20 protein-coding genes are annotated in these 21,274 nt (G+C 72.8%); 11 read left to right on the top strand and 9 right to left on the bottom strand.

Going from position 1 to position 21,274, the window contains the following annotated elements; all coding sequences use genetic code 11:
- The first annotated feature begins 5 nt into the window (after nt 1-5).
- Nucleotides 6-416: a secondary thiamine-phosphate synthase enzyme YjbQ gene (locus H5965_RS31105; protein WP_310974331.1), complete on the top strand. Its 411-nt coding sequence runs from the start codon at nt 6-8 to the stop codon at nt 414-416.
- Here H5965_RS31105 and H5965_RS31110 read toward each other — a convergent pair.
- Complete coding sequence (locus H5965_RS31110; protein ID WP_310974333.1) at nt 354-1,346, bottom strand: ABC transporter permease; 993 nt, start codon at nt 1,344-1,346, stop codon at nt 354-356. The two genes, H5965_RS31105 and H5965_RS31110, sit on opposite strands and share 63 nt — an antisense overlap.
- A 104-nt stretch (nt 1,347-1,450) precedes the next feature.
- On the opposite strand from H5965_RS31110, the gene H5965_RS31115 reads away from it, so the two are divergent.
- Nucleotides 1,451-2,146: a haloacid dehalogenase-like hydrolase gene (locus H5965_RS31115; protein WP_310974335.1), complete on the top strand. Its 696-nt coding sequence runs from the start codon at nt 1,451-1,453 to the stop codon at nt 2,144-2,146.
- A gap of 174 nt (nt 2,147-2,320) precedes the next feature.
- A complete protein-coding gene (locus H5965_RS31120) occupies nt 2,321-4,384 on the top strand; it encodes a DUF2156 domain-containing protein (RefSeq protein WP_310974337.1) in 2,064 nt (687 codons plus the stop codon).
- On the opposite strand, the gene H5965_RS31125 is transcribed toward H5965_RS31120, so the two are convergent.
- The 3 genes from H5965_RS31125 to H5965_RS31135 form a co-directional block, all read right to left on the bottom strand.
- The gene (locus tag H5965_RS31125; protein ID WP_310974339.1) at nt 4,362-5,036 is read right to left on the bottom strand and encodes a hypothetical protein; all 675 of its coding nucleotides are present in this window, start codon (nt 5,034-5,036) and stop codon (nt 4,362-4,364) included. The genes H5965_RS31120 and H5965_RS31125 overlap by 23 nt on opposite strands.
- 61 nt (nt 5,037-5,097) lie before the next feature.
- Complete coding sequence (locus H5965_RS31130) at nt 5,098-5,913, bottom strand: hypothetical protein (RefSeq protein WP_310974340.1); 816 nt, start codon at nt 5,911-5,913, stop codon at nt 5,098-5,100.
- Nucleotide 5,914: 1 nt separating this feature from the next.
- Nucleotides 5,915-7,663 carry a proline--tRNA ligase gene (locus tag H5965_RS31135; RefSeq protein WP_310974341.1) on the bottom strand — a complete coding sequence of 583 codons (1,749 nt, stop codon included), beginning with the start codon at nt 7,661-7,663 and terminating at the stop codon, nt 5,915-5,917.
- Nucleotides 7,664-7,785: 122 nt separating this feature from the next.
- Between H5965_RS31135 and H5965_RS31140 the strand changes: the two genes are divergently transcribed.
- The 3 genes from H5965_RS31140 (at nt 7,786) to H5965_RS31150 (ending at nt 11,265) form a co-directional block, all read left to right on the top strand.
- Complete coding sequence (locus H5965_RS31140; protein ID WP_310974343.1) at nt 7,786-8,136, top strand: VOC family protein; 351 nt, start codon at nt 7,786-7,788, stop codon at nt 8,134-8,136.
- Nucleotides 8,137-8,543: 407 nt separating this feature from the next.
- Nucleotides 8,544-10,346: a S1 family peptidase gene (locus H5965_RS31145; protein WP_310974344.1), complete on the top strand. Its 1,803-nt coding sequence runs from the start codon at nt 8,544-8,546 to the stop codon at nt 10,344-10,346.
- 16 nt (nt 10,347-10,362) lie between these two features.
- Nucleotides 10,363-11,265: a 2-hydroxyacid dehydrogenase gene (locus H5965_RS31150; protein WP_310974346.1), complete on the top strand. Its 903-nt coding sequence runs from the start codon at nt 10,363-10,365 to the stop codon at nt 11,263-11,265.
- Here the strand turns inward: H5965_RS31150 and H5965_RS31155 are convergent.
- Nucleotides 11,246-12,211, bottom strand: a complete 966-nt coding sequence (locus H5965_RS31155) for a GNAT family N-acetyltransferase (protein WP_310974348.1) — start codon at nt 12,209-12,211, stop codon at nt 11,246-11,248. The genes H5965_RS31150 and H5965_RS31155 overlap by 20 nt on opposite strands.
- Nucleotides 12,212-12,266: 55 nt before the next feature.
- Between H5965_RS31155 and yaaA the strand changes: the two genes are divergently transcribed.
- Nucleotides 12,267-13,013: a peroxide stress protein YaaA gene (gene yaaA / locus H5965_RS31160; RefSeq protein ID WP_310974350.1), complete on the top strand. Its 747-nt coding sequence runs from the start codon at nt 12,267-12,269 to the stop codon at nt 13,011-13,013.
- Here the strand turns inward: yaaA and H5965_RS31165 are convergent.
- Nucleotides 13,000-14,088 carry an FAD-dependent oxidoreductase gene (locus tag H5965_RS31165; RefSeq protein WP_310974351.1) on the bottom strand — a complete coding sequence of 363 codons (1,089 nt, stop codon included), beginning with the start codon at nt 14,086-14,088 and terminating at the stop codon, nt 13,000-13,002. The genes yaaA and H5965_RS31165 overlap by 14 nt on opposite strands.
- An 83-nt stretch (nt 14,089-14,171) precedes the next feature.
- Here H5965_RS31165 and H5965_RS31170 point away from each other — a divergent pair, with 83 nt between their 5' ends.
- Nucleotides 14,172-14,726, top strand: a complete 555-nt coding sequence (locus H5965_RS31170; protein ID WP_310974353.1) for a suppressor of fused domain protein — start codon at nt 14,172-14,174, stop codon at nt 14,724-14,726.
- On the opposite strand, the gene H5965_RS31175 is transcribed toward H5965_RS31170, so the two are convergent.
- Genes H5965_RS31175 through H5965_RS31185 form a run of 3 tightly spaced genes read right to left on the bottom strand, consistent with a single transcriptional unit; the run spans nt 14,723 to nt 16,959 of the window.
- A complete protein-coding gene (locus H5965_RS31175) occupies nt 14,723-15,253 on the bottom strand; it encodes a TetR/AcrR family transcriptional regulator (RefSeq protein WP_310974354.1) in 531 nt (176 codons plus the stop codon). The two genes, H5965_RS31170 and H5965_RS31175, sit on opposite strands and share 4 nt — an antisense overlap.
- Complete coding sequence (locus H5965_RS31180) at nt 15,254-16,057, bottom strand: SAM-dependent methyltransferase (RefSeq protein WP_310974355.1); 804 nt, start codon at nt 16,055-16,057, stop codon at nt 15,254-15,256.
- A 50-nt stretch (nt 16,058-16,107) separates the two neighbouring features.
- Nucleotides 16,108-16,959: a LysR substrate-binding domain-containing protein gene (locus H5965_RS31185; protein ID WP_310974357.1), complete on the bottom strand. Its 852-nt coding sequence runs from the start codon at nt 16,957-16,959 to the stop codon at nt 16,108-16,110.
- 82 nt (nt 16,960-17,041) lie between these two features.
- Here H5965_RS31185 and H5965_RS31190 point away from each other — a divergent pair, with 82 nt between their 5' ends.
- The 3 genes from H5965_RS31190 (at nt 17,042) to H5965_RS31200 (ending at nt 21,270) form a co-directional block, all read left to right on the top strand.
- Nucleotides 17,042-17,923 (top strand): MBL fold metallo-hydrolase, encoded by an 882-nt coding sequence (locus tag H5965_RS31190; RefSeq protein WP_310974359.1) that lies wholly within the window; start codon nt 17,042-17,044, stop codon nt 17,921-17,923.
- A gap of 96 nt (nt 17,924-18,019) precedes the next feature.
- Nucleotides 18,020-18,472, top strand: coding sequence for a hypothetical protein (locus tag H5965_RS31195; protein WP_310974360.1), 453 nt, complete (start codon nt 18,020-18,022; stop codon nt 18,470-18,472).
- 113 nt (nt 18,473-18,585) lie between these two features.
- Complete coding sequence (locus tag H5965_RS31200) at nt 18,586-21,270, top strand: tetratricopeptide repeat protein (protein ID WP_310974362.1); 2,685 nt, start codon at nt 18,586-18,588, stop codon at nt 21,268-21,270.
- The last annotated feature ends 4 nt before the right edge of the window (nt 21,271-21,274 follow it).

A 21,274-nucleotide genomic window follows, 5' to 3' on the forward strand; every position in this document is an offset into this window, starting at 1 on the left:
GCCGCATGTATTCCACCGAGATCGAGGTCCGCACCGGCTCGGAAGCCGTCGTCCACGACCTCACCCACGAAGCCGAGGCGTTCCTGCGCGACGCCGACGCCACCGACGGGCTGCTGCACGTCTGGGTCCCGCACGCCACCGCCGGGCTGGCCGTCCTGGAAACCGGCGCCGGCAGCGACGAGGACCTGCTGACCGCGCTCGACGAGCTGCTCCCCCGCGACGGCCGCTGGCGGCACCGGCACGGGAGCCCGGGTCACGGCCGTGACCACGTGCTCCCGGCGCTGGTGCCGCCGTACGCGACGATCCCGGTGCTCGGCGGCGTCCTCGCGCTGGGCACCTGGCAGTCGATCTGCCTAGTGGACACCAACCTCGACAACCCCGTCCGCAAGGTGCGGTTCAGCCTCCTCGCGGGCTGAGCGGACCGGCCACAGCGCCACCAGCAGGCCCGCGGCCAGCAGCGCACCGAGCACCCACAGGGCGGTCGTCACGTCGGGCGCGCCCGGGACGCCCTGCAGCAGGCTGCGCAGGCCTTCGGTGGAGAACCGGAACGGCGTCCACGACCACAGCAGCGCGCGGTAGGCCGGGTTCAGCAGCTCCGGCACCTGCCCGGCCACCGCGGGCGCGACCAGGTACAGCGGCGCGAGGACGGCCATCGCGCGCAGGCCCAGCAGGCGCAGCAACCCGGCCTGCAGCGCCGCGAACGCCGTCGCGGCCAGGAAGACGAAGCCGAGGACGTCCGCGGTCAGCGGCAGCGTCGCGTCCCACAGCGCGAAGAACCCGGCCACCACCGCCGTGATCAGCACACCCGCGCCGACGACCTGCAGGAACCGGGCGCCGGCCCCGACGCTCCGGCCGGTCCGCTTCGCGAGCTGCGTCAGCGCGAGACCCGCGACGAGCGCCCCGATCCACGCCAGCGCGCTCGCGGCCAGCGGCGCGGTCCGGCCCGCGAGCCCGACCGGGTGCAGGACCTCCTGCTTCGGCGGGCCGGCCAGCGCGGTCGCGGCGCCGGTCAGCGCCTGCTGCGCGACCTGGGTGCCCGCCGGGTTGACCGCGCCCGACGTCACGACGGTCGCGGACGGTCCCGGCCCGAGTTCGAGCACGCCGTAGACCTTCTTGTCTTCCAGGAGCTGTCGCGCTTCGGCCGGGGTCGCGACGGTCCAGGCGAGCTGGCCACCGCCGTGGGCGGCGATGCGCTGCGCGATCTCCGGCGGTGCGGCGACGGCGACCGGGACGCCGTCGGGCGCGACGGTGGCCTGCGCGCCGAAGGTGAGGAATCCGAGCACCACCGCCACCAGCGCGCCGGCCAGGGCGGCGACCAGGGCGAGCGCCCCTGCGGGACGGGTCATCACTGCCTCCATTTATTCTTCGCGTGTTGAATTACGCTCAAGGTACGACCCGGCCGCCCGGAAGTCAACACGCGTTGAATAGGGTCCCCGGTAGCCTCGGATCCGTGACGAAGAAGCGGCTGGTGCTCTGGGACATCGACCACACGCTCGTGGACTTCTCCGAACTGGGCGCGGCCTGGTACGGGACCGCGTTCACCGCGGCGACCGGCGCGACCCTGCGCGTGCACCCGGTGTTCGGCGGCCGCACGGAACGGGCGACGACGACCGACCTGCTCACCGCGAACGGCTTCGAGGCCGCCGAGGAGACGATCCAGGCGCTGTTCAAGGCCTTGGTGGCGGAGTCCGAACGCCACCGGCACACCTTCGCGGAGACGGCCCGCGCGCTGCCGGGCGCGGCCGAGGCGCTGACCGCGTTCGCCGCCGGCGGCGACGTCGTCCAGACGCTCGTCACCGGCAACCTGCCGGAGATCTCCCGGCACAAGCTCGCCCCGTTCGGCCTGGACGAGCACCTCGACCTCGAGATCGGCGGCTACGGCACGCTCTCGGTGCACCGCCCGGACCTGGTTCCGCACGCGATGGCGCTGGCGGCGGCCAAGCACGGCACGGAATTCGACGCCGACGCGGTGGTCGTCATCGGCGACACGCCGAACGACGTCCGGGCCGCGGTGGCCAACGGCGCGGTCTCCGTCGCGGTGGCCACCGGGCACTACTCCGCCGAAGAACTGCAGGCCGAGGGCGCCCACACGGTGCTGCCCGACCTGACCGACACCGACGCGGTCCGGCGCGCCGTCCTCGGCTGACGTCGTCCTGCAGAGGGGGACATCCCTCAGCCGAAAGGACGACACCCCTAGGGGAAATCTCGTTCCCTTGCCCGATGTCCGCGGTGGCGGGAACTCGACAGACTTCTCCCCATGACTGACGCAGGGGCGGCGGCCGGAACCGCCGGAGGGGGCCGCATCCGGAGCACGGTTGCGGTGTTGAGACAGCGACTGCCGTTCACCAGCGGTGTCACGCTCGCGATGCTGGTGCTGGCCGTCGCGACCGGGGCGTTGTGGAACGCCGCCGAAGACCGCGCGGTCTACCCGTTCGTCGCCTATGGACTGCCGTCACTGGAGGCGGGCCGGTGGTGGACGATGCTCACCGGGCCGTTCTTCGCCGTCATCCCTTGGTATTACCTCCCGATGGTCGGCAGCTTCGCGCTCTTCGCCGGCTTCGCCGAGTGGAAGCTGGGGACGCGGCGCGCGATGGCGGTGACCATCGGCGGCCAGCTCGTCGCGGTGCTCGCCGCGACCCAGTTCCTCGCGCTGTCCCGCAATTCCGGCTGGCTGTGGGCCGAGCGGGTCGCGGGCAGCCTCGACGTCGGGTTCTCCGGCGGCGCGCTCGCCGCGGTGGCCATCGCCAGCGCGACGCTGCGGCCGCCGTGGGCGCTGCGGTTGCGGGCCGGGCTGTGCGTGTACGCCGGGGTCGCGATCGTCTACGTCGGCACGCTGGCCGACCTCGTGCACTTCTTCGCGCTGCTGCTGGCCCTTCCGCTCGGCAAGCGCCTGGTCGGCACCCGGCGGATCGGCGCCCAGGCGGCCCCGAACCTGCGGGAGTGGCGGGTGCTGGCCGTGGCCGGCCTGCTGCTGCTCACCATCGCCGAGATCGTGATGTTCCTGGTGCCCGGCGACGGCCCGTTCGGGTCCGACGACGGCGTTTCGCTGTCGGCGCCGGAGCTCGGCATCCTGGTGCTGCTGGTGGTGCCGATGCTCAACGGGCTGCGCAAGGGCAGCCGCGTCGCGTGGCGCTGGGCCGTCGGGCTTTCGGCGTTCGTGACGGTGCAGGGGCTCGCCGTCGCGACGCTGCTCGGGGTGGCCGACATCTTCGGCGGCGACTACGACGTCACGGGTCTGCCGCTGTTCTTCGTGGACAATCTCTTGTGGACGGTCGAGCTGGCCGTCCTGATCGCCGCCCGCCACGCCTTCCGGGTGCCTTCGCGGCGCCGGCTGCGGCGGCACGCGCAGGGCCCGGGGCCGGCGCTGGCCCGCACCCTGCTGGGGCGCCACGGCGGCAGCACGCTGTCGTGGATGACGACCTGGCCGCGCAACACCTACTTCGTCCGCGAGGACGGCCTGTCCTACCTCGCGTACCGCCGTCACGCGGGGGTCGCGGTGGCGCTGGGCGACCCGATCGCGCCGGACGGCACGGCGGCCGCCACGGTCACCGAATTCGCCGCGATGTGCGAGAACTCCGGGCTGGTGCCGTGCGTGTTCTCGGCGACGGAAGCCACCGTCGCGGCGACGCGCGAGCTGGGCTGGCAGCACGTCCAGGTGGCCGAGGACAACGTGCTCGACCTCGATGGCCTCGAGTTCCGCGGCAAGGCGTGGCAGGACGTCCGCTCGGCGCTGAACAAGGCGGCCAAGCAGGACATCGAGTTCCGGCTGGTCCGCCTGGCCGACCAGCCCGAGCCGATCCTGGCCCAGGTCCGGGCGCTGTCGGAGGAGTGGATGTCCGGCAAGGCCATGCCGGAGATGGGCTTCACCCTCGGCGGCCTCGACGAGGCGATGGACCCGGCGACCCGGGTCGGCCTGGCGGTCGACGCGGAGGGCACGGTCCACGGCGTGACGTCGTGGCTGCCGGTCCACACCGGCGCGGGCAAGATCGGCGGCTGGACGCTGGACGTCATGCGCCGCAGCGCCCACGGCTTCCGCCCGGTGATGGAGTTCCTCATCGCCTCGGCGTGCCTGGCCTTCCGCGAGGAAGGCGCGCGGTTCGTCTCGCTGTCGGGTGCGCCGCTGGCCCGCAGCGGCGACGGGTTCGCGGCGCGGCCGGTGGACCGGGTCCTGGAGTCGCTGGGCCGCGTGATGGAGCCGTACTACGGATTCCGTTCCCTGCACGCGTTCAAGGCGAAGTTCCAGCCGCGCCACGTCCCGCTGTACCTGGCTTTCCGCGACGAAGCCGACCTTCCGCGCATCGGGCTGGCGCTGAGCCGGGCCTACCTGCCGGACGTCCGGCTGCGGCAGCTGGCGAAGCTGGTCAGTAGCTCTCGGGCACGCTGATCCGCTGCGGGAAGCGGATCTTCCGCCGGGTGACGACGTTGTGCTCCTTCGGGATCAGCCGTCCGTCGGTCAGGCGGAGCCAGTGGCCGTTCCGCGAGTCGGTGAAGGCGAGCATCACCCCGGGCGTCATGTCCGGGCGCTGCCACTCCTCGCGGATCGGCATCCGCCACTTCCCGGGCGGCAGGATGGCGTAGAGGTATTCGTCGTCCTCGATGTCCGGCCCGCGGTGCAGGGTCGACCCGGTCATCGGCAGGTTGTGCACGAGGTCGAACGAGACGACGACGTGGTTGACCGCTTCGGCGTTCGCGTTGGAGACGACCATGAAGCCCTGGCCGCCGGCGTACTCGATCCACGCGGTGACCTTCGCGGCCTGCTCCTGCCGTTCGCGCAGGTCCCGCTCCCGGCGGTCGGCCTGCGCGAGCCGGCCGTCGCGGATGGCGATCCACAGCGCGACCACGACGGCTGCGATCGTGCCGATGCCGCCGACCCACTGGCCGGAGGCACCCCACCAGTCCGGATCCCGCGGCTCGACGAGCCAGATCCACGCTTTGGCCAGCAGCGGTCCGAAAAGGAGCAGCACCCCTGAGACGGCCAGCACCCCGAACGCGACGGCCCGGATCCGGCCCAGCCGTCTGCCCGCATCCCCACTCATGCCCCGCAGCCTGCCGAATTCCCGCGCTCAACGGAAGCGGCGCTGCCGGTCCGCGGCCGCTCTAACGGACGGTCGTCGGCGGCGGGGTCGTCGTCCCCCGGTCCGCCGCCGGGACGAACCGGTAGCTCCGCACGATCCGCACCAGGTCCTCCCGCGCCGATTCCCCGTACGCCACCAGCACGCCGGACGTCCCCGAATCCCCACCGAACGCCAGCACCGCCAGCTGCGCGTGCGGGACGGCGCACTCCCCCGTCTGCGCCGGAGTCACCGAAGCGACCACCACCCGGGCGGGAACCGCCGTGCCGTCGGCCCGGGGAACCTGCGCGTCCGTCCCAGGCCCGATCTCCGGCACCGCACCATACGCGCCCTTCGCCAGGTCCGTCGCCGCCTTGCGGGCTGCCGCCTCGAGGTCGGCCAGTGGCTCCGTGGTGAGGCCGGCGCCACCACCGCACTTGCCGAGGAACGCGCTGGTGATCAGCCTGATCCCGGCCCAGCCGTGCTGGGTGTCGGGCGTCGGTTGCCAATTCGGCGGGACGTCGTAGGCGTACGCGCCGTCGCGACCGGCCACGGGCTGCCAGCCCTCGACCGCCGCCGGCACCACCGCACGCGGCGAGGGCGTCACCACCAGCGGCGCGGGTGACGGCGAGGACGAGGCCGGGTGCGGCTTGCCGACGCCCAGCGCGTTCAGCACGCCGGCGACCAGGGCGATGAACACCAGGCCGAACCACGGCGCCCGCCGCCACTTCAGCGGTTTCAGCTTCGGCCGGATCCGCTTCGGCTGCGCGCGCGGGGCGTCCGCGGGTTCGTAACCGCCGAACCCGCGGAGCGCCGCGTTGTCCTCGTACCCCGGCGTCTCATCGTCGGAGCGCCGGTTCATCTCAGCTCCGGACGAGCTTGACCAGGTGCTCGACGACGGCGTCGACCGCGATCTCCTCGCGCTCGCCGGAACGCCGGTCCTTGACCTCGACGACGCCGTTGGCCAGGCCGCGCCCGACGACCAGGATGGTCGGGACGCCGACCAGCTCGGCGTCGGCGAACTTGACGCCCGGGGTCGCCTTCCGGTCGTCGAGGATGACCTCGACGCCGGCCGCGTCCAGCTCGGCGGCGATCTTCTCGGCACCGGCCGCGACCGCCTCGTCCTTGCCCGCGATGACGATGTGCACGTCGAACGGCGAGACCACCCGCGGCCAGATCAGGCCGAGGTCGTCGTGGTTCTGCTCGGCGAGCACGCCGACCAGCCGCGAGACGCCGACGCCGTAGGACCCCATGGTGATCCGGATCGGCTTCGAGTCGGGGCCGAGCGCGTCGACCTCGAAGGCGTCGGTGTACTTGCGGCCCAGCTGGAAGATGTGCCCGATCTCGATGCCGCGCGCGGCGACCAGGGTGCCGTGCCCGTCCGGCGACGCGTCGCCCTCGCGGACCTCGGCGGCCTCGATGGTGCCGTCCGGCGTGAAGTCGCGGCCGGCGAGCAGATCGACGACGTGGTGGTCGACCTTGTCGGCCCCGGTGACCCAGGCGGTGCCGGGGACGATCCGCGGGTCGGCGAGGTAGCGCACGCCGTTGTCCTGCAGCGCCTTCGGGCCGATGTAGCCCTTGACGAGGAACGGGTTCTTCGCGAAGTCGGCCTCGTCGAGCAGCGCGACCTCGGCCGGCTCCAGCGACGCTTCGAGGCGCTTCATGTCCACTTCGCGGTCGCCCGGGACGGCGACGCAGACGAGCTGCCACTCGGCCGAGCCCGGCTGACGCGTCTTGAGCATGACGTTCTTCAGCGTGTCCGCGGCGGTGAACGTGCGGCCCAGGCCCGCGTTGTTGAGGAAGTCGACGAGCGTCTCGATGGTCGGCGTGTTCGGCGTGTGGTGCACCTGCGCCTCGGGACGGCCCTCGATCGGCTGCGCGGGGGGCGCGGGCGTGACGACGGCTTCGACGTTCGCCGCGTAGCCGGACTCGGTGCTGCGGACGTAGGTGTCCTCGCCCGTCTCGGCGACCGCGAGGAACTCCTCGGACGCCGAGCCGCCCATGGCGCCCGACGTCGCCTTGACGACGACGTATTCGAGGCCGAGCCGGTCGAACAGCTTCGTGTAGGCGTCCCGGTGGGCCTGGTAGGAGCGCGCGAGACCGTCGTCGTCGAGGTCGAAGGAGTAGGAGTCCTTCATGACGAACTCGCGGCCGCGCAGGATGCCGGCCCGGGGGCGCGCTTCGTCGCGGTACTTGGTCTGGATCTGGTAGAGCGTGACCGGGTAGTCGCGGTACGAGCTGTACTCGCCCTTGACGGTGAGGGCGAAGAGCTCCTCGTGCGTCGGGCCGAGGAGGTAGTCGGCGCCCTTGCGGTCCTTGAGGCGGAAGAGGCCGTCGCCGTACTCGGTCCAGCGGCCGGTGGCCTCGTAGGGCTCCTTCGGCAGCAGCGCGGGGAACTGGATCTCCTGCGCGCCGATGGCGTTCATCTCTTCGCGCACGACGGCCTCGATGCGGCGCAGCACCCGCAGGCCGAGCGGCAGCCAGGAGTACCCGCCCGGAGCGACCCGGCGGACATAGCCGGCACGTACCAGGAGCCGGTGGCTCGGTACCTCGGCGTCCGCCGGATCCTCGCGCAACGTGCGAAGGAACAACGACGAAGTCCTGGTGATCACTGCGGGGCTCCCTGCGCCGGGCGGGTGTGAAAGTCCCGCTCAGGGTAGTCAATCCCCCCGCCGTGACTCCAACGGGTTACTCGGCGGCCGGTTTTGTCGGTGGTGGCCGCTAGCTTCGGGACATGGCGATGCAAATGGGCATGATCACGATCGACTGCGCCGACCCGAAGAGGCTGGCGGAGTTCTGGACGGCGGCGCTGGGCACAAACGTGGCCCAGGACCACGGCGACTTCCTGATGCTGGCCCCACCGGAGGGCGGCCTGACGGTGGGGCTGCAGCGGGTCCCGGAGCCGAGAGCGGGCAAGAACCGCGTCCACGTGGACTTCGGCTGCGAGGATCGCCGGGCCGAGGTGGCACGGCTGGTGGGGCTGGGCGCGAAGGAGGTGGCGGAGCACGAGGTCCCGGGCCTGGCGTGGACGGTGCTGGTGGATCCGGAGGGCAACGAGTTCTGCGTATCGGCCGGCGCGCACTGAGCTCGACCGGGAGGGCGGGCTGCGTCGAAGCGACCGGCCCGCTCGCCGGGCCGGCGCTCCCCGGCCCATCCCGCGACGGCGCGGCCGGCGGCTGCCGCACCCAGCCGGCCCGGCCCGCTCGCCGAGCCCACCGCTCCTCCGCCGGCCGATGCTGCCCCGGCTCAGCCGTCAACAGATCCCCTGTCCCACAACGATTCCCGCCCAGACCGGCCCCATGATCGTCCGTTCGGCCCAACCCCCTCCTCACCCGCCTTTCGGCTACTGGCCCCCCGCCAACACAACCGGCTAGCATCGGCGCGACCAGGAACGGGGGGTCCTTGGTGCGGGGTGCCCGCGACAGTTCCCGTTCGCGACGGAGTTTCCGAATCACAGGGGGATCCATGCCGCCCGTCAAGGGTGCCTTCGCCATGCCCGGAAGAGCCGGGGCCACGCTCGCCGCCGTCGCGGTGGCCGGCCTCCTCGCCGCCGTTCCCGCGTCCGCCGTCACCGGGGGCAGCCCGGCCGCCGCAGGCGCCTACACCTTCGCCACCAAGATCGACGTCGGCGGGCTGCACGGGTGCAGCGGTGCCCTGGTCGCGCCGCAGTGGGTCGTCACCGCCGCCGGCTGCTTCCCCGAAAACGGCGGCCAAGCCGGTCCGCCGAAGCTCGCCACGAAGGCGATCGTCGGGCAGCGGGGCGCCGCCGGCACCGAACGCGCCGTCGTCGACCTCCTCTTCCGGGCCGACCGCAACCTCGCCCTCGCCAAGCTGGCCGCGCCGGTCACCGGCGTCACGCCCGTCGCCATCGGCACCGCCGCTCCCGCGCCGGACGAGGTCCTGCGCATCGCCGGCTACGGCCGGACCGCCACCGAATGGGTCCCCGACCAGCTCCACACCGTCCCCGCCTCCGTGCAGAGCGTCACCGCCACCACCCTCGCCGTCCTCGGTGACCCGGCGGCCGCCACCACCTGCCAGGGCGACGCCGGCGGTCCCCTCCTCCGCGAGCGCAACGGCGTCGTCGAGCTCGCCGGGATCCACCACGCGTCCTGGCAGGCCGGCTGCCTCGGCTCGACCGAGACCCGGCAGGGCACCGTCGAGACCCGCGTCGACGACATCGCCGGCTGGATCGGCCTCCGCCTCCGCGGCGACGCCTACACCGCCCTGCCCACCGCCCAGCGCGTGCTCGACACCCGCACCGACACCGGCGGCCACCAGAAGCCCGTCGCGGCCGGCGAATCCGTGTCCGTCGCCATCCCCGGCCTGCCCGCCGCCGCGAGTGCCGTCGCGGTCAGCCTGGTCGGCACCGGTGGCACCGCGAGCACCTTCCTGACCGCCTACGGCGACGCCCTGCCCACGACGTCCAACGTCAACATCACCGGCGGCCGCACCGCCGCCGGCATGGCGATCGTCCCGGTCGGCGCGGACGGCCGGATCAAGGTCCGCAACAACGCCGGGACCATCGACGTCATCGTCGACTACCTCGGCTATTACAGCGCCTCCGGCGAGTCGACCTACCAACCGAAGGACAAGCCCGGCCTGGTGCTCGACACCCGCACCTCGCTCGGCGGGCACCCGGGCCGGCTGACCCCGGGCGAGGTCGTGACCGTGCCGGTCCGCGGCGTCGCGGGCGTCCCCGCCGACGCCGTCGCGGTGGCCGTCAACCTCACCGGGACCGAAAGCGACTCCGACACCTTCTTCAGCGTCTTCGCCCAGGGCACGCCCGGCCCGTCGACGCTGAACATCGTGCCGAACGAGCACCGCGCGACCCAGTCGCTGGTGCGGATCGGCGACGACGGCGCCATCCGCATCTTCCTGCACCACGGCCAGAGCCACGTCCTGTTGTCCCTGGTCGGCTCGTTCGTCCCCGGCGATACGGGCAGCCGGTACGCGGCGCTGGGCACGCCCACCCGCCTGGTCGACACCCGCACCGGCCCGGCGGCGCCGCTGGGCCCGGGCGGGATCGTCACGGTGCCGGCCGCCGGCCTGCCGTCCGGCGCGACCGCCGTGGCGGTCAACGTCACCGGCGTCCAGCCGAGCGCCACGACGTTCCTGGCCGCCTGGTCGCACGACCTGCCCTACAGCGGCGTGCCCTCGACGGTGAACGTCATGGCGGGCGAGAACACGTCCAACGCCGCGACGGTCCGGCTCGGCTCGGGAGCACGCTTCGACGTGCTCAACTCCGCCGGCTCGACGCACCTGGTCGTCGACCTGCAGGGCTACTACACGCGGTAGCGGGTAGAAAGGCGGCATGAGCGCTCGCGTACTGCTGCCGTGGACCGACATCGACGTGCCGGAGGGGCTCGGCGCCGCGTACTACGACGGCGCCGGCGCCCCTCCGGCCGATCTCGGGGACGTCGAGTTCTACGTGCTGCCCTACGACCGCGGGCCGGAGCCGCCGAAACTGATCCGGGAACTGCCGTCGCTGCGGGTGGTGCAGTCGCTGTCGGCCGGCGTCGAGGCCATCGTGCCGCTGCTGCCCGAGGGCGTGCGCCTCGCGAACGGGCGCGGGCTGCACGACCTGAGCGTCGCCGAGCACGCCCTCGCGCTCATCCACGCCGCGCAGCGGGAGCTGCGGCGCTGGTTCGCGCAGCAGACCCGCGGCGAGTGGGTGCGGGAGCACACGCGGTCGCTGGCCGACAGCCGGGTCCTCCTCGTCGGGTACGGCTCGATCGGGCAGGCCATCGAACGCCAGCTCGTCGCGGCCGAGGCCGTGGTGACGCGGGTGGCGAGCCGTCCCCGCCCGGACGAGGACGTCCACGGCGTCGCCGAACTGCCCGCGCTGCTGCCCGCAGCCGACATCGTCGTGCTGGTCCTGCCGGAGACCCCGGCGACGCGCGGCCTCATCGGCGCCGCCGAGCTCGCCGCCCTCCCCGACGACGCCCTGGTGGTCAACGTCGGCCGCGGCACGGCGATCGACACGGACGCGTTGCTCGCCGAGACGCGCACCGGGCGTCTCCGCGCCGGTCTCGACGTCGTGGACCCGGAACCCCTGCCCGCGGATCATCCACTGTGGACGGTTCCGGGCGTGGTCATCACCCCGCACATCGCGGGCGGGTCGGCGTCGTTCTACCCGCGCGCGAAGAAGCTCGCGGCGGAGCAGCTGCGGCGGTACGCGCAGGGCGAGGAGTTGCTCAACCTCGTCCGGGCTTGAGCACGTACACGTGCCATTCGTCGACGACGCGATATCCGCAGCGTTCGTAGACACCCAGGGCGCGGTGGGCGTTGTCGACGTCGACGTTGAGGGCGGACCGGTCGAATCCCGCCTCCTTCGCCGCCAGGAGGGTGTGCCCCAGCAGCCCCGACGCGATGCCGCGGCCACGCAGGGCCGACCGGGTGCCCACCCAGGTCGCGTAAAGCTCGCGGATGCCGGTCGCCTCGGTTTCGGACACGTAGTGGTGGCTCAGCACGAACGCCAGCACCTTGTCGCCGTCCAGGACGAGGAACGACAACTCCGGGCGGAAGTCCTTCGAGCCGGTGACCAGGTGGCGCCAGGCGTCCGGCTCGTAGCTCGTGCTGCCCCAGTGGTCGGCGAAGGTGTCGTTGCGGGCGTCGAGCGCGGCGAGGTCGTACTTGAACTCGAACGGCACCGCGGCGAACCCGTCGGGTAGCGGGGGCTGCGGCGGCAGGTCGGCGAGGCCGACGCGCATGGTGACCATCGTCCGGCTGTTCGTGTAGCCCGCCCGGGTGAGGACACCGGCGATCCAGCGCTCGTTCTCGTGGCTGCCGTAGTGCAGTTCGAGGGGCGCGCCCGGGAAGACGCGCTCGTGGACCTCGCGGCTCGTGCGCGTGAACCACTCGACCAGGTGAGCGCCGACGGCGTCGGTCCGGGAGTCCGGGTGCACGATCGACTGGAGCCGGATCATGTGCACGGGGTCGGCGGCGTCGCGGCGGCGAACCAGGCCGTAGCCCACGAGCCGGTCGCCGGCCCAGGCCCCGACGGTGGCACGGGCCAGGTCGACGTTGGGGCCCGCCAGCTCTTCGCGGAAGTCTTCGGCGCTGAAGTGCTCACCCGTCCGGTCGACTTCCTCGGCCGCCGCGTACAGCCGGGCGAGAGCGGGAGCGTCGCCGAGGGTCAACGGTCGCCAGGTCAGGTCCATGCCGGGAGGCTAGGCCGGGCAGCGGCGCCCACGCACCCCGATTTACGCTCGGGGCGTGCTGGTGCTCCTCCCCCCTTCCGAGACCAAGGCCGACGGCGGCCGCGGCGGCCCGCTCCGCCTCGACGGGCTGTCGTTCCCCGAGTTGAACCCGACGCGCGCGAAGCTGGCCGACGCGCTGGCCGAGCTGGCCACCGACGTCCCGGCGAGCATCGCGGCCCTGGGCCTCACCGAGCGGCAGGCGGGCGAGGTCGCGCGCAACGCGCAGCTGTGGACGTCCCCGACGATGCCGGCGCTGCGCCGCTACACCGGCGTCCTGTACGACGCGCTGGACGTGAAGAGCTTCACGAAGGCGGGACTGGAGAAGGCCCACCGGCGGCTGGCGGTGACGTCGTCGCTGTTCGGCGTGGTGTCGGCCACCGATCCGATCCCGGCGTACCGGCTCTCGGGCGGCAACTCGCTGCCGGCGCTGGGCACCGTCCGCGGGCTGTGGAAGCCGGTCCTCGAGCCGGTGCTGCAGGCGGTCGAGGGCCTGGTCGTCGACCTGCGCTCGGGCACGTACTCGGCGTTCGCCAAGCTGCGCCCGGACGCGGTGACCGTCCGGGTGGTGACGGAGAACGCCCGCGGCGAGCGCGTGACGGTGAGCCACTTCAACAAGGCGTACAAGGGCCGCCTGGCGCACGTGCTGGCGGCCACCCGCGCGGAGCCGTCCACTGTGGACCAGCTGGCGAAGGTGATCACCAAGGCGGGCTTGGTGGTCGAGCGCACCGGCGAGCACGCGCTGGAGCTGGTCACCGAGGGCTGAGGCCCGTGAACCGGTCCGGGGCGAACGGGCTCAGGTCGAAGCCCGGGTCCTCCCCCAGGGCCAGCGCCGCCACGAGCTTTCCCGCGAACGGCGCGTTCGTCAGCCCGCCGGCGCCGAAGCCCGTCGACACCGCCAGGCCCGGCCGGATCGTGCCCAGGATCGGCAGGCCGTCGGGTGTTCCCGGGCGGAAGCCGACCCGGGTCTCGGCGAGGGTGGCATCCGCGAGACCCGGTGCCACCGCCAGCGCGTTCTCCAGCACTTCGCGCTGCCCGGCCGCCGTCACGCGGTAGTCGAAGCCCGCCTCCGCCTCGCGCGTCGCGCCCGCCACCACCCGGCCGCCGCCGAAGGCCAGGAGGTAGTGGCTGGTGCGGGGCAGGACCACTGGCCAGGCCGCGGTTTCCGTGCCCGGCAGGTCGAAGTGGCTGATCTGGCCGCGGTGCGGCGTCACCGGCAGGTCGATCCCCAGCGGGGCCAGCAGTTCGCGGCTCCACGCGCCGGCCGCCACCACCACGCTGTCGGCGTCCAGGGGGCCGTCCGGGGTCGCCACCGTGCCGTCCGCGCGGAACGCGACCTCGCCCTCGACGAACTTCGCGCCCCTCGCCTCGGCGGCCGCCAGCAAGGCCCGGCGCAGCTGGTGGCCGTCGACGCGCCCGGCGCCCGCCAGGTGCACCGCACCCAGCCCGGGCGCCAGCGCCGGGAACAGCTCACGGGCCTGCGCCGGGTCGAGCCGCCGGACCTCGCCCATCTCGGGCGCGTCCGCCGCCCGCGACGTCAGCCGCTCGTGGGCTTCGGCCAGTTCCGCGTCGTCGGCCGAGACCACCATTCCGCCGACCACCTCGAACGAGGAACCTTCGAGCTCCGCGGTGAACTCCCGGTAGTACCGGCCCGCGGCCGCCGCGAGCGGGTAGAGCGCGTCGTTCCAGCGCGATGTCCAGGGGCTGACGATGCCGGCGCCGGCTTCGGTCGCCGTCCCCGGGCGCGCCGCGTCCGCGATGATCACTTCCGCGCCGCGGCCCGCCAGGTGCCAGGCCGTCGCCGCGCCGCCGATTCCGCTGCCGATCACAAGCACTCGCATGCTTCCCACCCTGCCCGATCTTGCCGCGCCCGGGCCAACGGGATAACCCACGCAGACGCCCGGCCGGTCGTATGCTGCGCGCCATGCCGAGCCGTGCCGAGCGGTATTTCGCCCATCTCGACACCCTGACCGGGTCCGCCGCGCCCCGGCTGCAGCCCATCCCGTCGACGCAGCCCGGGCTCGACGACGTCATCTCGTTCGTCTACGCCGACGAACCCGAGCCGCGCTACCTCACCGGCGCGACCTACGGCCTCTCGCTGGCCGACCACCCGGACTGGCACGGCGTCCGGCCCGAGCTGTGGATCAGCGTCCGGTCCGACGACCCGGTCTGGGCCCTGGCCATCGGTTACCTGGCCGAGCAGCTGCGCGGGACGTGCCCGTTCGTCTACGGCGACACCATCGACTTCGGCCAGCCGATCGCCCCGGAGTCGTCGATGACGGCGTTCGCGGTTTCGGCGCCCGCGGGCCTCGACGCGCACCAGTACACGCTGATCGACATCGGTGGCGCGCCGATCAGCATCGCGGGCTGCTACCCGGTGCACGACACCGAGCGGAAGTACATCCGCGAGCACGGCATCGACGCGTTCTGGCAGCTGGACTGGGACCTCTACGACGTCCGCCGCCCGCCGGTGGTCTAGCGACGCTGCACCAATTCCCGGACCGCCTCGACGAACGCCTCGGCGTCCAGCTCGTCGTCCCACGCAGCCTGCAGCAGCAAGCCCTGGTAGATGGCCACGAGCACCCGGATCACCGCGTCCGGCGCCACACCGCCGAACGCCTCCCGCTGGTCGTCGACGCCTTGACGGGCCAGGGCGCGGATCCGGGGTTCGCGGACGGTTTCGGCCCAGGCCTGCATCCCGAGGTTCCGCTGCTGTGCCGCACCCGGCCCGGCGATCTCCCGCAACAGTCCGAGGTAGCCGGCCAAGGGATCGTCGGCGTCGCCCAGGCCGGCCGCCCGGGCCGTGTGCCATTCGCCGACGATCGCGAGGATCATGTCCTCCTTGCCGGTGAAGTACCGGTAGATCAGCCCGGCGGAAAGGCCGGACTCCTTAACGATGTCCTGCACGGAAGTGCGGTGGAACCCGGCGCGGGCGAAGCAGCCGGCCGCGGCGTCGAGAATCTGACGGCGACGGCTCGCCAGGTGTTCCTCACTGACCTTGGGCATCTACCGGACCACCGCCCACGCGATCCGGTAGAACCCGGCGGCCGGCTCGTCCCGGTGGTAGCGGGCGGCCGCGTCCTTCGCCGACAGGTCACCCTTGAGGTCCAGACCTCGTTCGGCCAGGTAGCCGGGGACGTCGGCGGGCCGGAAGCCGAACGTCCACGGCTCACCGACCTGCGCGACCTTCCGCTGCCAGGCGACGTCGGCGCCGAGCACCGCCCGGTCGACGTAGGTGAAGATGATCGTGCTGCCCGGCGCGGTGATGGCGGCGAGGTCGCGCAGCGTCGAGTCGACGGCCTGCTCGGTGAGGTAGTTGGTGACGCCTTCCCAGACGACGGCCGTGCGCTTGCGCGGGAAGCCGTCGAGGGCCATGACGAGGCTGTCAGTGCCGAGGTCGACGGGGACGTAGTGCACGTGCGGCCGGTCCGCGACGCGCCGGCGCTTGGCGCGCTGGGTCAGGGGGTGGTCGACCTCGTAGGTGGGCAGCCCGCCGGGGATGCGGTGGGCGCGGCTGTCGTACCCGGCCCCGAGCAGGAGCACCTGGTCCGGCTCGGCCTCGGTGAGCAGGTCGTCGATCAGCCGGGTGCGGGCGACCGCCGACATGCGCGGGCCGCCCGGGTAGTAGTGGTCGATGACGCGCGCGATGCCGTGCCCGAGCGGCCGGACGGCCGCGGCCCGCACGAGCCAGCGGTAACGGGCCGGCAGGAACCGGATGGCGAGGTCGTCGGCGAAGAGCCGGTCGCGGCGCCGCGTCTCCAGGGCGCGGAACAGGGCGACGTGCTCGGCGGTTCGGCTGGCGGAGCGCATGCGGCCAGCATAGCGAATGAACGTTCATTTTTTATCAGGTCCGTCGCCGTTCAGGCCCGGTAGGCAGCCGCCGCGATCCGGGCGAACGAGCGGATCAGCGGGTTCGCGTCGCCGTCCTGCCACGCGACGACCACCGGATTCGGGGCCATGTCCGGCAAGGGCACCACGGCCAGCTCCCCGGGCGGCCGGTGCCCGAGCGGCATCAGCCCGACCGTGCCGTTCCACAGCACGGCCTGCAGGCACTCCTGGACCGCCCGCACCACCGGGCCCTCGCGGGGTTCGCCGCCGTGCCAGTACGCCTGCCAGACCGGATCGGTGCCGTCCGGGAACCGGAACCAGCGCCGTCCGGCCAGGTCGGCGAGCGCGAGGTGGTCGCGGCCGGCCAGCGGGTCGTCGGCCCGCAGCACCGCGCCCACGGGGTCGGCACGCAGCTCGTGCACCGTCAGGCCGGTCTCGTCGAACGGCCCGCGGGTCAGCGCGACATCGACGAGCCCGGCGCGCAGGCCGCAGGTCGGGTCGGTGAGGTCGGCGTCGCGGACGCGGACCTCGACGTCCGGGTGCCGGGCCCGGTAGGCATCGGCGAGCCGGGCTGCGGCGGGGTCGGCCCCGTCACCGAGGATGCCGACGGTCAGGGTCGGCGTGCCCGCCGCCGTGGCGACACGCACGCGGGCCTGGTCGGCCTGGTCGAGCAGCGCCCGCGCCTCGGTGAGCAACGCCGTTCCGGCCGGGGTGAGCGTGACGCCCGCGGCGGACCGCAGCAGCAGAACGGCCCCGACGTCGGTTTCCAGCTGCTTGATCGCCCGGCTCAGCGGCGGCTGGCTCATGTGCAGCCGCGCCGCGGCCCGGCCGAAGTGGAGTTCCTCGGCGACCGCGACGAAGTACCGCAGCGTGCGCAGCTCCATGACCGGCGACGATAGGCGCCCGGTATCGGCGCCACCGAACCGGTCTTGGACGGCGGCGGGCGAGCGGCGGTGGAATCGGGGCATGACCGAGCTGAACGATCCCGCCGTGCGTGTCTCCGGCGCCCGAGAGATCGCCCCCGACCTGCTGGTGATCCCGAACGACCACGTCGACCTGGTGCCGAACATCGGAGTCATCGGCGGCACCGAGGCCGTCCTGGTCGTCGACACCGGCATCGGCACCGCCAACGCCGGACAGGTGCTGGCCTTCGCGCGCGAAGTGACGAAGGGCCGTCGCCTTTATCTGACCACGACCCACTTCCACCCCGAGCACGCGTTCGGCGCGCAGGTGTTCGCCGGTGAAGCCACCTACCTGGTCAACCGCGGCCAGGCCGAAGACCTCGCCACCCGGGGCCCCGGCTACCTGGAGATGTTCCGCGGCCTGGGCGAGACGATCGCCCGCCGCCTCGACGGCGTCAACGTGCCCACCCCCGACGTGGTCTACGACGAGCACACGCTCGACCTCGGCGGCCGGACCGTCCGGCTGCGGCCCACCGGCCGGGGACACACCGCCGGCGACCAGGTCGTCGAGATCCCGGACGCCGGCGTGTTGTTCACCGGCGACCTGGCCGAAACCGGGCAGTTCGCGATCTTCCCGTGGTTCCCGCCGCACGACACGGACGTCTCGGGCGTGGGCTGGCTAGCGGTCCTGGACCGGCTGATCGCGGCCGGACCGCGCGTGGTCGTACCGGGCCACGGCGACCTCGGAGGGCTGCCGGTGCTCACCGACGTCCGCGACTACCTCCGCGAACTCCGCGACGAAACCTGGCGCCGCCGGGACTCGGCGATGGGCATGGACGAGCTCACCGCCGAGGTGCGCGCTTTGCTCGTCGAGCGCCATCCCGAGTGGGCCGGCCGGGAGTGGATCGAGCCGGGCATCGGGTGCCTCTGCGCTGAGCACGCTTGACCGCCCTTTCGGTCGGCGCGAACGGCCTCCACTGTTACGTAGGATGGGCGACCGGCGACTCACGGTGCGATAGCAGCCGAGCGAAGGGGCCTCGTCGTGGTGGGTGTGGAGGTCGTGATCGGAGCGCTCATCGCCTGGGCGGTGGCGAAGGCGCGGCGGGCTGGAAAGGCGCTCGACGGGATCGCGGACGACGTCGTGGACGCGGGTGCGGCGAAGGTTCGGGACGTCGTGCTGACCAAGCTCGGCGACGACTCTTCCGTCCAGAAACTGGCTGCGGAGGCGGCCGAGACGGGCGAAGTGAGCGAGCGGACCCGAAAGCGGGTGGAGCTGGCCTTGGAGGCCGCCGCCGATGACGACGCTCGATTCGCCGAAGCCCTGAAAACCGCCCTGGCCGAAGCGCGCCCGCAAGGCGGAGTCGTGGCTTCGCACGGCGGGATCGCCGTGTCGAGCACCGCCGAGGCCCACGATCACGGGACCGCGTTCGGCACGGTCGGCCGCGACGTGAACTTCGGGCAGCCGCGGGACCCTCGGACGCCGGACCGGGAGTAGAGCCACCCGGACCCGGCCGCACTCCGGCTCTCGCCCCGCTCCGGATCGGCGACGGACTCGCCGCGGCGAACTTCGCCGCGCGTACGAACGGAAGCGGACCGGCCTTCGGGAACGTGACCGGGGACGTCACGCTCAACCTCGGCACTCCGGGCACCACCACGGGACCGGGCGCCGTGGTGGAAATCCTCCACCCCCGGCGCGCCGGCGGCCTGTTCGTGGGCCGGGCCCGGGAAGTCGAACGGCTCCTGCAGCTACTGGCGCCCGAAGAAGACCCGGCCGGAGCTGTCGTGGTGTCGGCAGTATCGGGCATGGGCGGGATCGGCAAGACCGCCTTGGCCGTGCACACCGCGGTGCTCGCCGCCGGGCGGCACTGGTACGAGGGCGGGGTGCTGTTGGTGCACCTTCGCGGCTACGACCCCGAGGTCGCCCCGGTGCAAGCCGCCCAGGCCTACGCGTCGCTGTTGCTGGCGCTCAATTTTCCCGCCGAGCAACTGCCGGGCACCGCGGACCGGCTGGCCTTCGTCTATCACCAGTTCCTCGACCAGCTGGCCGACCAGGGCAAACGGGTCTTGCTGGTGCTGGACAACGTCGCCGAAGGCGGACAGGTGAAGGACCTGCTCCCCCGCGACCGCGCCCACCGCGCCCTGGTGACCACCCGCGACGTTCTCGACCTGCCGGCCGCGCGGCGCATCCCACTCGACGTGCTCAGTCCGGCCGAGGCCGCCGACCTGCTGGCCCGAACGCTGGTGGACGCCGACCCGGCGGACGCCCGGCCGGTCCGGGAGCCGGATGTCGTCGGACGCCTCGTCCGGCTGTGCGGGTTCCTTCCGCTGGCCATCGAAATCGCGGCGGCGATCCTGGCCGACGAACCCGGCAGCAGCATCGCCGGTCTCGCGGAACAGTTCGCCGACGCGAACACCCGGCTGCCCGGGCTGCGGCGCGCCGGCCCGAAGGTCACGTCCGTCATCGACGTCTCCTACCGGCGCCTCGCCGCCCGCGAACCCGCCGCTGCCGGACTGCTGCCCCTGCTCACCGTCAACCCGGGACCGGATCTGGCCACCGAGGCGGCCGCCGCTCTTGCCGGTGCCGAACCCGCGGAGACCGCCACCCTGCTGCGGATACTGCGTGCCGCATCGCTGCTCCAGTACACCGCGGCCGACCGGTGGCGGCTCCACGACCTGGTCGCCCTCTACGCCCGCCGTCACCTGTCCGATGACATCGGCGATGCGGCTGTCGACCGGCTCGTGCACCACTACTCCGAAGTCACCAAAGACGGTGACAAGCACTTGCACGCCCTCGACGGCCAATCGCTCCCCGACCGGTTCACCGGCCGGGACCAGGCGCTGGCGTGGTTCGACGCCGAGCGAGCGAACATCACCGCGCTGGTCGCTCTGACCCACCACACCCGCCGGTACGAGGACACCTGTGTCCTCGCGTCGAGCATCGCCGAGTACCTGCGCTGGCGACGTCACCTCACCGACTGGATCACCGTCGCCGAGCATGCCGCCGCGGCCGCGGCCAAGCTGGGTTCCCCGCAGCGGCTGGCGGCGGTGTTGAACCGCTTGGGTTTCGCGCTGTGCGCGGTGCGGCGGTTCGACGAGGCCATCGCCGCCCATCGGCAAGCGCGCAGCATCTTCCGCAGATTCGGCGACGGCCACGGCGAAGCCATGGCGGGCAACGGCCTCGGTCTCGCCCTGAGCGAAGTACACCGGTTCGACGAAGCCATCACGGCGCACGAAGAGGCCCGCGACATCTTCCGAAGGTTCGACGATCGCCACGGCGAGGCCGTGGCCTGGAACAATCTCGGGCTCGCCCGGCGCGAACTGGGGCAATTCGCCGAAGCGATCACCGCACACGAACGTGCTCGTGACATGCACCGGAGGTTCAACGACCCCCGCGGCGAAGCCATCGCGTGCAACGGCCTCGGCCTCGCGCTGCGCCAGACCGGGAAAGCGGGCGAGGCTGTCACAGCGCACGAGCAGGCCCGCGGCATCTTCGGCCGACTCGGTGATCGCTACCGCGAAGCCCTGGCGTTGAACGATCTCGGCCTCGCGCTCGGCGTGGCAGGGAGGGTTGACGAAGCCGCCACGGCCCACCGGCAAGCCCGCGACATCTTCCGGCAGTTCGGTGACCGGGCCGGCGAAGCGACGGCGTCCGGCGACCTCGGATCCGCGCTGCGGACGGCGGGGAAGTTCGAGGAGGCGATCGTCATCCATCGAGCGGACATCGAGTTCTGTCGCGAGATCGGCGACCGCCAGGGCGAAGGTGAGGGGTGGAACCGACTCGGGCTGGCGGAAAGCGCCTGTGGCCGCTTCGAAGAAGCAGTCACAGCCCACCGGCAGGCCCGCGACATCTTCCGGGAAGTCGGGGACCACTACGGCGAAGGCGCCGCGTGGAACAACCTAGGGATCGCCCTGCGGGTGTTGGAGAGGTTCGACGAAGCGATCAGCGCACACAAGGAAGATCTCCGGATCTTCCGCGACTTCGACGCCCGTTACGGCGAAGGCACGGCCTGGAACAACCTCGGGATCGCGCTGTCACGCGCCGGGCGGTTCGCCGAGGCGATCGACGCCCACCGGACGGCCGCCGTCCGCTGCCGCGAGGACGGCGATCAGCGGGGCACAGCCGAGGCATTGATCAAGCTCGGACACGCCTTGAGCCGGACCGGAGGCGGAGACGGCGCGGTCCGGGCGTGGACGGAAGCCGCCGAGGTGTTGACCGAAACCGGCGAAGCCGAATTCGCCGCCGAAGTGCGAAGCTGGTTGCTCGACAACGGGCGTGAAGGCGGCGCGCCCTGATCGT

The organism is Amycolatopsis sp. 505 (genome assembly GCF_031625235.1).
Taxonomy (GTDB): Bacteria; Actinomycetota; Actinomycetes; order Mycobacteriales; family Pseudonocardiaceae; genus Amycolatopsis.